The organism is Streptococcus parasanguinis (assembly GCF_019929185.1).
Lineage (GTDB): Bacteria > Bacillota > Bacilli > Lactobacillales > Streptococcaceae > Streptococcus > Streptococcus parasanguinis_O.
This window is the reverse complement of sequence record NZ_JAHZPC010000005.1, coordinates 78,075-89,573: the sequence shown is the minus strand read 5'-3', so window position 1 is coordinate 89,573 and position 11,499 is coordinate 78,075. Positions and strand designations below refer to the sequence as shown.

General features: G+C 44.7%; 11 protein-coding genes. 5 read left to right on the top strand and 6 right to left on the bottom strand.

The window, feature by feature from the left end; genetic code table 11:
* Positions 1–141 precede the first annotated feature (141 nt).
* The 5 genes from K1I56_RS04960 to K1I56_RS04940 all read left to right on the top strand — a co-directional run bounded on the left by K1I56_RS04960 (position 142) and on the right by K1I56_RS04940 (position 4,329).
* Positions 142–900, top strand: coding sequence for a threonine/serine exporter family protein (locus K1I56_RS04960; RefSeq protein ID WP_045764074.1), 759 nt, complete (start codon positions 142–144; stop codon positions 898–900).
* 4 nt (positions 901–904) lie between these two features.
* Positions 905–1,372 (top strand): threonine/serine exporter family protein, encoded by a 468-nt coding sequence (locus K1I56_RS04955; protein WP_003005049.1) that lies wholly within the window; start codon positions 905–907, stop codon positions 1,370–1,372.
* A 105-nt stretch (positions 1,373–1,477) separates the two neighbouring features.
* Positions 1,478–1,708: a hypothetical protein gene (locus K1I56_RS04950; RefSeq protein WP_223325417.1), complete on the top strand. Its 231-nt coding sequence runs from the start codon at positions 1,478–1,480 to the stop codon at positions 1,706–1,708.
* Between the two features lie 186 nt (positions 1,709–1,894).
* Complete coding sequence (locus tag K1I56_RS04945; protein ID WP_014713911.1) at positions 1,895–3,067, top strand: hydroxymethylglutaryl-CoA synthase; 1,173 nt, start codon at positions 1,895–1,897, stop codon at positions 3,065–3,067.
* Complete coding sequence (locus K1I56_RS04940) at positions 3,067–4,329, top strand: hydroxymethylglutaryl-CoA reductase, degradative (protein WP_223325416.1); 1,263 nt, start codon at positions 3,067–3,069, stop codon at positions 4,327–4,329. The genes K1I56_RS04945 and K1I56_RS04940 overlap by 1 nt, the downstream gene beginning before the upstream one ends.
* 336 nt (positions 4,330–4,665) lie before the next feature.
* On the opposite strand, the gene K1I56_RS04935 is transcribed toward K1I56_RS04940, so the two are convergent.
* From K1I56_RS04935 to mvk, 6 genes are all read right to left on the bottom strand, one after another.
* The gene (locus K1I56_RS04935) at positions 4,666–5,490 is read right to left on the bottom strand and encodes a PrsW family glutamic-type intramembrane protease (RefSeq protein ID WP_014713913.1); all 825 of its coding nucleotides are present in this window, start codon (positions 5,488–5,490) and stop codon (positions 4,666–4,668) included.
* Positions 5,483–7,144 carry a C69 family dipeptidase gene (locus K1I56_RS04930; protein ID WP_223325415.1) on the bottom strand — a complete coding sequence of 554 codons (1,662 nt, stop codon included), beginning with the start codon at positions 7,142–7,144 and terminating at the stop codon, positions 5,483–5,485. The genes K1I56_RS04935 and K1I56_RS04930 overlap by 8 nt, the downstream gene beginning before the upstream one ends.
* Positions 7,145–7,577: 433 nt before the next feature.
* A complete protein-coding gene (gene fni / locus K1I56_RS04925; protein WP_223325414.1) occupies positions 7,578–8,582 on the bottom strand; it encodes a type 2 isopentenyl-diphosphate Delta-isomerase in 1,005 nt (334 codons plus the stop codon).
* Positions 8,579–9,586: a phosphomevalonate kinase gene (locus tag K1I56_RS04920; RefSeq protein ID WP_223325413.1), complete on the bottom strand. Its 1,008-nt coding sequence runs from the start codon at positions 9,584–9,586 to the stop codon at positions 8,579–8,581. The genes fni and K1I56_RS04920 overlap by 4 nt, the downstream gene beginning before the upstream one ends.
* Positions 9,576–10,526, bottom strand: coding sequence for a diphosphomevalonate decarboxylase (gene mvaD / locus K1I56_RS04915; protein WP_223325412.1), 951 nt, complete (start codon positions 10,524–10,526; stop codon positions 9,576–9,578). The genes K1I56_RS04920 and mvaD overlap by 11 nt, the downstream gene beginning before the upstream one ends.
* Positions 10,508–11,386, bottom strand: a complete 879-nt coding sequence (gene mvk, locus K1I56_RS04910) for a mevalonate kinase (protein ID WP_223325411.1) — start codon at positions 11,384–11,386, stop codon at positions 10,508–10,510. The genes mvaD and mvk overlap by 19 nt, the downstream gene beginning before the upstream one ends.
* Positions 11,387–11,499: the final 113 nt, after the last annotated feature.

Genomic DNA, 11,499 nt, shown 5'->3' with positions numbered 1-11,499 from the left:
TTAACGAATCTTAGGGCTAGACAATAGCTATTCTAAACGAATTCATAAGGACAAGAAACAAACTAGAATTGTCAAATTTTAGTTCTGTCTCTCGTCCTTTTTTGCTATAATAGAAACAGATTATTTAGTAAGAAGGAAATTATGGAAGAGTCAAAACAGATCAACCAAGTGATCGACGTCCTGATGTTAGCTGGAACCCTCCTGATAGAGAGCGGTTCTGAGATTCACCGGGTCGAAGATACCATGATCCGGATCGCCCATTCACAGGGAATCGTCGATTGCAATGTTTTAGCGATGCCAGTCGCTATTTTCTTTTCAATTGAGAACACCAATGTCACGCGCATGAAACGGATCTTGCGAACTAATTACAATATCGAGAAGGTCTGTGACGTCAACCAGATCTCTCGTCAACTAGTCTCTGGAGAGATCGATCTCGAGCACGCTTACCAGGCCCTGAGCGAGTTAAAAAATAAGCGTGTTCCTTATACCAATCTCCAGTTGACCATTGCAGCAACCCTTAGTGCGCCTTTCTTCTCCATCATGTTTGGTGGAAATTTCTATGATGCGATTGGAGCGGGCATTGCAACTGTCTTTGCCTTTGCTTTTTCACTTGTCGTAGAGAAATATGTTCGCATTCCTTTTGCCACTGCTTTTGCGGCAGCCTTTGTCTTTGGCTTTTTAGCCCATATTTGGACGCGCTATAGTGGTTTTCCTTCCAATACCGATCTCATTATCGCAGGCTGTGTCATGCCCTTCGTTCCTGGGATCGCTATGACCAATGCCGTCCGAGATCTGATGAATTACCACCTCAACTCTGGGATGAGCAAACTCTTTGAGACTCTCCTCATTACTCTTGCACTTGGTGCCGGTACAACCGTTGCCCTCGTCCTTATGAAATAAAATCATGAACTTAACTGAATTTTTAATCCAAGCGGTGGCTAGTTTGATTGCCATCATCACCTTTTTAATTGTCCTAAATGTGCAACGCTCCATGCTGATTCCTGGAGGAATCTTAGGGATGGGCATCTGGCTACTATACTATATTCTAAAAGGTCCTACCAATGTTATCGTAGCAACCTTTATCGCAGCTATTGTCGGCTCCTGTATCAGTCAGATTTTAAGTATCATTCTCAAGACGCCTGTCGTGGTCTTTATGTTGTCCATTCTCGCCCCCTTGGTTCCTGGATATATTTCCTATCGGACCACTTCCTTCTTTGTTAGTGGCCAATATCGACAGGCAGTAACCAGCGTGACCCTGGTGGTTATTCTCGCCTTGGTGATCTCCATCGGGATGGCTAGTGGATCTGTCGTTTTGAAACTCTACCATTCTTATCAACGCCATCAAAAAAGAAAAATGACCAATGCCAACTAGCATTGGTTGTTCAATTTTTATGAGTGTCATCGCTTGCATTTTCCACATAAAAGAATACAATAAAAGTGAAAAACAAATCCTTTAAAGGATGCGAGGTGCTGTAGGATGGTAAACAAGTATATCAAGTATCTTCCTTGGGGGATTTTAGGAGCAATCAACTCCTATCTAGAAGCAACTAACTATGCACGCAATTCATTTGACTTGTTCTTTCTGACCTTGAACTTTCTGATTGTGTACATCGCTATACTCGTCTTCTACGAAAAAGTTCTAAGAGATAAATGCAAAGAACTCTTCATAAGAATCATGAGCAACCCTAAGAAGGATAAGCAAGCATAAGAGTTGAAAAGCCATCTAAGGATGGCTTTTTCTGATAGATTCTTTATTTTTCTATGAAATATTGCAAAATCGGTCCCGAGAATGATTTCCTTGCTGATCTAGCTTTTTCAAGGGAGTTTTACCCTTAAATATGGTAAAATAGTAACGAAATATACTAGTAGATATCAAATAAAAAAGAGGTTAAGAATGACAATTGGGATTGATAAGATTGGTTTTGCGACGAGCCCTTATGTCTTGCGTTTAGAAGATTTGGCTGCTGCTCGTGATACTGATCCTGAAAAACTGAGCAAGGGTCTTCTCTTAAAAGAACAAAGTGTTGCACCGATCACAGAAGACATCGTCACACTGGCTGCAACTGCGGCAGATGATATTTTGACAGATGAAGACAAACAAGCAATCGATATGGTGATTCTTGCGACGGAATCTGGGATTGACCAGAGTAAGGCTGCTGCTGTTTTTGTCCATGGTTTACTAGACATCCAGCCTTTTGCCCGCTCTTTTGAGATGAAGGAAGCTTGCTATGCTGCAACTGCTGCTTTGGATTATGCTAAACTCCATGTTGAAAAATTCCCGCAGAGTAAGGTCTTGGTCATTGCCAGTGACATTGCTAAATATGGAATCGGAACTCCTGGTGAACCGACACAAGGGGCTGGAGCGGTTGCTATGCTAATCAGTCAAAATCCCCGTGTTCTATCTTTTAACGATGATAACGTCGCCCAAACACGTGATGTCATGGATTTTTGGCGTCCAAATTATGTGACAACCCCCTTCGTGAATGGGATTTATTCAACACAGCAATATCTAGATTCTCTGAAAACAACCTGGGCGGAATACCAGAAACGGACTGGCCTTACCTTGACAGACTTTGCAGCCGTCTGCTTCCACTTGCCTTATCCGAAATTAGCTCTCAAGGGCTTGAAAAAAATCTTGGATAAGTCAGTATCAGAAGAGAAAAAAGATCAATTACAATACAATTTTGATCAATCGATTCTATACAGCCAACGCGTAGGAAATATCTACACTGGATCTCTTTTCTTAGGCTTGCTGTCACTACTGGAAAATCGTCCCCAACTCAAAGCCGGGGACCGAATCGCCCTCTTTAGCTATGGAAGTGGAGCAGTTTCTGAGATCTTTAGTGCCAACCTTGTTCCTGGTTTTGAGCAACTCTTAGATCACAAACGCATGGAAAAACTAGACCAACGTACGGTTCTTAGTGTTGCTGACTACGAACGACTCTTTTATGAGGAAGTAGATCTAGACTCTAGTGGCAATCAAGTATTTGAGCCTGCTACGCTTCAAACTTATGCTTTGACAGAGATCAACGAACACCAACGCACTTACCAGAAAGTAGAAAAATAATGGCACGATTACCAGGTTTTGCAAAACTTTCGCCCACTGAACGCATAGAGGCCTTACTGAAGGAAGGCCTCTTAACTTGGGATGAAGCACAGATCTTAAAAGAACAAAAGGGACTCCCCCTCTCTATTGCAGATCAACTGACGGAAAATGTCGTGTCGACCTTTGATCTGCCTTTTAGCCTCGCTCCTTATTTTCTGATCAATGGTCGTGACTATGTCCTTCCTATGGTCACAGAAGAGCCTTCCGTCGTTGCTGCAGCCAGCTTTGCAGCCAAGCTCATCCAACGTTCGGGCGGTTTCACCACCCAAGTGCACCAACGTCAAATGATCGGTGAGATTGCTCTGACAGATGTTAGGGATGTGGAAATGGCTAGCAAGCGCATCCTAGAAGACAAGGAAACTCTTCTTCAGCTGGCTAATGAAGCCTATCCTTCTATCGTCAAGCGTGGAGGCGGAGCGAGGGATCTTTGGGTCGAAAACAAGGGGAACTTTCTCATTGTCTACTTGGCTGTCGATCCTAAAGAAGCCATGGGGGCCAATATGCTCAACACGATGCTGGAAGCTCTGACCGATCGCATCCAAGAACTCTCTGGTGGACAGGCCTTAATGGCGATTTTATCCAACTTGGCCACGCGCTCTTTGGTGAGTGCACGGTGTGCTATCGATTTTAAAGCACTGAGTCGAAATCCTGAGGAAGCCATTGAGATTGCCCACCGGATGGAGCTAGCTAGCCAACTGGCTCAAGTGGATCCTTACCGTGCAGCCACTCATAACAAGGGGATTTTTAACGGGATTGATGCCCTGGTCCTTGCGACAGGTAATGACTGGCGGGCTATCGAAGCAGGAGCCCATGCCTATGCCGCGCAAAGCGGCTCATACAAAGGCTTGAGTCACTGGACAAGTCAGCCAGAAGAGAAAAAACTCTATGGAGAGATCACCCTGCCAATGCCGGTTGCGACAAAAGGAGGCTCCATTGGCCTCAACCCTACGGTTCAAGTCAGCCACCGTTTACTAGGAGAACCTTCTGCTATCGAATTAGCCGGTATCATCGCGTCACTCGGTTTAGCGCAGAATTTTGCTGCCCTGAAGGCCCTAGTCACCACAGGGATCCAAGCAGGACATATGAAACTCCAAGCACGCTCTCTAGCTCTGCTAGCAGGAGCTAAGGAAGAGGAAGTTCCCTGTCTGGTCAGCCAACTCCTTGAAAACAAACCCTTTAATTTAGAAAAAGCACAAACACTCTTACAAGAACTGAGAAAATAAAAGAACTAAGACATGTTTTTCGTTTTCAGATTGAAGACAATGTCATTTTTGAAACTTTCCTTAGGTGAGTACGGACGTCAGCGAACTTCTTCGAAGTTCCATGACTTAGTTTTGGACCCAAGGTTCCAAAACTCCCGAGCGCTAGAAATAATCTAATTTCTAGCACTTTTCTCACTGCGGAAAGTTTCAATGTATGTTTGAACGAGCCTACTGATATTATCAGTTTTAATTATTCTTCATCACTTAGATTGTTTTATGTAAAAAACAGTTTGTTTACATTCTAAAAGAACTAAGACGCACGTCTTAGTTCTTTTTTGTTTGAAAAAATTTGACTTATTATTTTAAAAATGGCAAATCGGGCTCTTTCTTGGTATAGAGCACCACTTCGATAAAGGTCCCTACTTGGACGGCAAAGAGCAGTCCGACGAGAAGATTAATCCGATGGTCTGTTTCATAAAACGGAGAATTCCATAAGAAGTGATTGGCTACTGTCGAGACAACACACCAGAGTCCAAAGAGTTTTTCCTTTTTCTGGGTCACTTGAGACAACAAGAGGAAGACACCAACGGATACAACTGCTGTATAGAGGGCGTGTGAAGCTAACCCACCAGAAATACGGTTAATGGCCTCAGTAACGGCGGCTAATTGGCTCGTTTTTGTTTGGCGGGCAACGTACCCTAAATCCTCAATGATTTGAAAACCAAAACCAGAGCCCAAGCCTGCAATTAGAATCGCTTTTAGATCTTTTTTGCCAACCATCAAGACAACCCAAAAGGCAACCAGAGCCTTAAAGAATTCCTCTGAGAATGGGGCTGTCAAGGCATCGGTCCACTTGTTAAAGACAGTGGCATCCTTGATCACATGGCTATTCATAATATCAATCAAGCTATTACCTGAAAAGCTCAACCAGCCTGCTACGAAGGCACCCCCAAACATAGCAATCCATAAGAGATAGGTTGGGACAGACAACTGCTTGGCCAATCGTTTTGAAAAGAGATAGAGTGGGATAATAATAGCAGCTAAAACAGACAAGTTCAAGACCAAGTCTCTTCCTGCAGACTGGCTAAATTCTTGTTGAGAAAGATGACCGAGTTCAAACTCCAAGCCAATTCCTGCAAATAATAGAAAGAGATAGATCGAGGCTCTTTGAATTTTAGTCATCTTGTTTTCCTCCCTTTTGTTTCTTTGAGCGAATTAGGTAGATCACAATCGCTAGAAGGGTTGCTCCGAACAAGCCTGCTGCTAAAATGTAATCATAGTCAAAATCAACCAAATCAATTTTTTCTTCATAAGCAGCATCTTCTTCGTCATCTAGATCTTGCAGAGCACTTTTTCCGTGTTCATCTGCTACCTTTTGTTCTGCTTCTTTTCTAATTTCTTGCAAGCGTTCAAAGGTTTTCTCAGCTCTCGCTATTCCTTCTTCTGTTGCCTTCTTACTCGCCTCTTCAGGCTGAGAAGCAAGGGCAATTTGTTCCTGATCACTCAGATCTTGTTCAACCATCCACTGAGATTCCAATCGTTCCATTTCAGTACGAATCGCCCCATCTTCGAATAAATCAGGATACTTGGCTACAAGGTCATTGATTCTTGAAATGGTCCAATACCAGGAGCGGTCATTGTAATGATCCCCTAATTCTTGGTAGGCTTGATAGGTGTTGAGAATATTGCCATAGTACGGTAGGTAAGGAGCATTCCGCGGACTACCCATCGACAGCCACATGGTGCCTCCACCCGCACTTGCTGGGACCTCGTCTTTCAGTTGGAAAATATGGGCCTCCATGACATTTGGATTGGAGATGGGGTATTTATAAACGGCATCAAACTCTCCTTTTTTCGGGATGCCTTTTCCATCCAGCTCCATTTGATCCTGTGGTTTGTATTTGGTTCCTTCCAAACGATTGCGTTGGAGATTCATGGCATCGCGGAGAGTTAATTTCCGATCGGTTGTATGAAGAAGGTCAAAGGACGCATCGTCATATTTAACAGGAGAGCTTGGATCTAGAGATTTGATCCCAGACCAAACCCGCGAGCGATCCGCTTCTTGCAAAGGCGGATTATAGGATTGAGAAACATGGAATTTTCCATCCACTTCCTTATAGCTATTTGCGTCCTTGGCGACTTTTTCAAGATCTTTTGAGGCAATCGTACGCTCTGTATCTGATAAATCAACATGGCCTAAGAAGAAAGTATTTGGAAAGACTGCAAAGCGATCTTCTGGGAAGAGAATGGCCGCATATTGGTGACCAGATAGGATTTCCATATACCAGACGCCTTCTTTATCGGCAATAGTCACAATATTTCCTTCTGCAGCGCCTTTTTCTTCGACGATTTTAGCAATGAGTTCAACACCTTCTCTTGCGGTTTTCACACTTGGGAGAACAATGCTGGTTAAGCCGGATTCTGCCAAACCATCCTTGACATAGGGATCCACTTTTTGGATCTTGTCATTTGCTGAAGCAGATACAGTAGCAGAAATGGAAACCCCATATTCATTGAATCCTGCTTCGTCAAAAATTCCCTGATCTGGGGTGACATCTGGGACGGCTGTATACTTATAGCTAATCTCTTGCAAGGGATATTGAAAACCGTTGGCGGCATCCTCAAAGATGGCACCTTTTTTATTGTAGACGCGCTCTCTGACTACAAAATTTTTATTATGGTTGGGCTCTAAATCTTCGGTACGCCCTACCAAGGTCGAGCCGTCGGCCGTCAGTTTCTTCCCAATGATGAACCCCGTACAAGCCTCAACAGGTTGAGCAATCAACAAAAGCGGAAGCAAGGCTGCTACAGCTGAGCGAAAATAGTGCTTCTTCATCCTAAACTCCTTTTTAAAAATGTTTTTCCTTATTTAGTATACTCTTTTACAAGCCTATTTTGCAAGCGATTCCAGCAACCGTAAACGATTCGTAAACTATCAGAATTTTTGAGGAGAAACACTTTTTCAAAAAAGAAAGGATTGGCTTTAAAAAGTCAATCATTATGTAGATAAACTATTTTAAAGTAAAATAAGTTAAGCGATTCTGCAAAGAAATAAAAATGCATTCCAATTTTTAAATCGATCCAAAAATACTGAAACTTTCCGCTGTGAGAAAAGTGCCTGAAACGTTTTTGTTTCAGGCACTCGGGAGTTTTGAAACCTTAGGTTCAAAACTAAGTCATGGAACTTCCTGGATTGCTGAAATCATCCACTGGATAATTTCACCTAACCTCCGTACTCACCTAAGGAAAGTTTCTAAAATGATTTTTCTTCATTTTCTCTGTTGCTTCGCTTGCCACAATTTTCCATAGAGGAGATAGTCGACTTCTCTGAGCTCTTTCAGGTTCTGACAACCGAGCGCACAAAGGAGTAATTTAAGGTCTTCTTTCCATCCTTGGACAATAGCAATCACTTCTTCGATGCTCTTGGTCTCTACCATCTCAAGAAAAACGCGGGAAAGTCCTACGCCACGCGCTCCAAGGACCAAGGCCTTGACCATATCAAGGGGATGACGGATGCCCCCACTCGCGAGGATCTCAACCTGATCTATCTGATCCTGTAACTGTAAGAGACACTGCGCAGTTGACTGTCCCCAGTCATCCAGATAAGCACGATTGCCACCACGACGATTCTCAATATAGGCAAAACTAGTACCACCACGGCCAGAAATGTCGACGGTTTTGATCCCAGCCTCTAGTGCCAGCTGAACTGTTTTAGGATCCATACCAAAGCCGACTTCTTTCAGGACTACCGGCACAGGAAAGGCCTGCCCATAGCTCTGGAGATGGTCTTTCCAAGTGCGGAAAATGCGCTCCCCTTCTGGCATGAGTAACTCTTGCATCAGATTCACATGAACTTGAAGAAAGAGGGGTTGTAGTTCTTCCACCGTTTGTAAACCCAAGTCTGGTTCTTTATCTATGCCAATATTGGTCGCTAACAGTAGACGAGGGTGATCTGTTTTGACAGCGTACGATTGATCGCTCGGATCCTTCAGCCCTGCACTGTAAGAACCCGTCACAAAGAGAATCCCACAGGCTTGGGCTACTGCTGCCAACTTTTGATTGATCTCTTTGGCCCGTTCACTCCCACCGGTCATGGCATTGATATAAAAAGGGACCTCCCAATCACGGCCTGCGAAATGGGTCGTTAGATCAATCTCCGCTAGATCCACAAGTGGGAGGGAACGGTGAATTAGCTCGATCTCATCAAAGCTATTATAGGAGGAGCTTTGCTCCAAAGCATAGCGAATATGCTGGTCTTTTCGATTTTCGCTCACGAATCTCCCATCCTTTCTTGGTAAATGACTTCAATATTCTTTTCCTTCCAGCGGTCTATCAAGGTCTGAGTCTCAACTGGGTCAAAACTAAGGGCGATTCCACAGTCGCCTCCTCCAGCGCCACTAGATTTGGCACAGGCAGAAAGGTCCTCTGTCGCTTCTTGCAGCTCTTTTAGAGTTGGGGTATAAATCAAAGGGTTCAAAGACTTTAGGTTCTTATCCGCACGTTTGATACTTGTCTCAATTTCCTTTTGATTCCCTTCACGGAGGCCTTTTTCAAGATTCTTCACTGCAGTCTGACTCTCCTTGAGAAAGTCTTCCTTGATCGCTCCCTTGACCTGGCGGATCAAATCACTTGAAATCGCTGGTTCCTTGGTCCAACCAACCAGAAAATCATAAGCGATGGCTGGCTGGATCGAGCAGATCTGGTAGCCCCAATCTAGGTCTAAAACTTGTGAAAGAGACTGAGAAGTCAATACTTCATGCAACCAAGCCCGATCAAAGGATTGGTAGTAAACCAAGTCCTCGTAAGCAATACAAGCCAAATCGCCCATGGAACCATTGTCCCCTCTTTGCACCAAGACCACTGCCGCTAGTCGAAAGAGCAGATCCGGATTTAGGTCTAGTTCATACAAAGCAGCCATGGCCTTGATCACGAGCAAAACCACACTTCCGCTGGAACCAATCCCATACTTCTTTCCCTCTTCCCCCAGTGTCCCCCTAAGGTGAAGATCAAGGGGTTTCGGGGCTATTCCCTGATCTTTCAACCATTCTTCCATGAGCTGGATGGTCTCTTGAATCAAGGCGTAGTCCTTATTTGGGGTCAAATCTACACTATAGCCAAAAAGATCTGAGGCTAACTGGTAGGCTGTTGCTTCTTGGATGATAGCTGACAGATAAATGGGAATAAACTGAATCACGGCTCCACACCCAGGCGTTAGCACCGCGTATTCTCCAGCTAGATAGAGCTTGCCTCCGGTCTGTACCTGATACTTAGTCTTCATCTTGAGGATCCTTTGTCTTAGATACGATGGTCCGATAGCGGGCGTCAAATAAGGGCACCAGCTGATCCAAGTCTTCTTCTAAACAGAGAACTTTAACGTTTGGCCCTGCATCCATGGTAAAGTAACAAGCATGGCCTGCAGCACGGAGTTCACGGACATAGTCCATGGCTTTGTGGCTTTCTTCTGTCAAGTAGCTAAAGGCTGGAGTGGCTGTCATAGTGGTCGCATGCATAGCAAGAGCATTGCGCTCTGTCAAGTGACCGACTTGTTCAAAATCATTTGTAGCTAGATAGCCCAGCATGTCCTTGTAATCTTGTCGAGACTCTTCGATCCATTCTTTGAAATTGGTCGAGGTTTCCATGCAGCGTTTCATCCCTTCGCGGCTGGAAACGGGCTTTTGCTTATCATTGAGAACCAGCATAATCATAGCCAGTTTTAGGTCTGTTTTGACCTTATAAATCTCTCCACTTTCTTTGTCCCAGGCTGCTAAGGGACCAAAGAAAGACCGTGAAGAGGAACCCGAAGCAAACTTGGCTTTTTGAGCTAATTCCTCCTGAGTTAAGCCCAAATCATAATACCGATTGCAGGCCTTGACAAGAGCAGAGAGGCCGCTTGAGCTAGAGGACAAACCGGCTGCAGTTGGCATGTTGTTGCTGGTATCCACCCGAACAAATCCTGCTTCATCTGCTGGCTTCAAGCCATTAATCACAGCTCCAATTTTGGCTTGCTCAGCTGGATGTTGGAATGCCCCATCGATGTAAAATTCATGCGCTGTCGCATCTGCTGGCAAGGGAGAGAGACTCGTCTCTGTATACATATTCTCTAAGGTCAACGAAATCGAACTAGTCGAAGGAACCATTTGTTTGGCATCTTCTTTTCCCCAGTATTTGATAATCGCGATATTGGCATAGGACTTAGCCTTTACAGGTTTTCGATCCATGTATGGTGCGCTCCTTCTTTTTCTAATGCATGGGCAATGGTTGCTGCTTCACGAGAATCCTTGACGAGGGCAATCACACAGCCACCAAGACCGCCTCCGCTCATTTTAGCGCCTAAGGCCCCATTTTCAAGGGCAACGGCGACCAGATGGTCTGCTTTTTCACAGCTGACACCCACGGCTCTCAAGTGCTCATGGCAAGTAGTCAGAGCCTGTCCTAGGTTCGTTAGATCATTCATTTCCAGAGCCTCTTCCACCTGCTGGGTCAACTGACCAATCTCATGGAAATGGGACAAAACTTCCTGCCCCCTGGCTTCAACCTTTTGAATCGCCTCACGGGTATTGCCGTGAATTCCCGTATCCGCAATCACCAAGCTCGCTTTTATACCCAGCTCCAGCGGGTAAAAGCCGACATTCCGGATGAATTTAATGGCTTGATCGCTCAAACAGGTCTTGGCATCGAGCCCACTTGGATTCATATGGGCAATGGTTTCTGCTCGATTGACCAGGACTTCTAAGGTCTCATCATCCAGCTCCTCTTGATAATAGTCAAAAACGGCACGAATGGCTGCGATACTCACCGCCGCAGACGATCCCATCCCCCGTTTTTCCGGTACCATGGACTGAATCCGGCAGCGAATTCGGGCCTCGCGAATCCCGAGGTGCTCAAGAGACGCAAAAACCGCCATGGACAAGGTGTCATCTTCAAACAAAATCCATGGACTGTCTGCCGGGATGATCTGGCAGGTCACTTCGATATGATGGAGTGGCAAGGCAATAGCCGGATAACCATAGACCACCGCATGCTCTCCAATTAAGATAATTTTACTATGCGCCCTTCCGACGCCTATCTCTTTGTTCATATTCATCTCGTTCTATTATGGTCATTACTATTTTAATATAAATCAGCCAAAAAAGCGATGCTTTTGAAGGAAATCCAACCTAAGACGGAGTTCAAAAATGAATCTCCTACCAG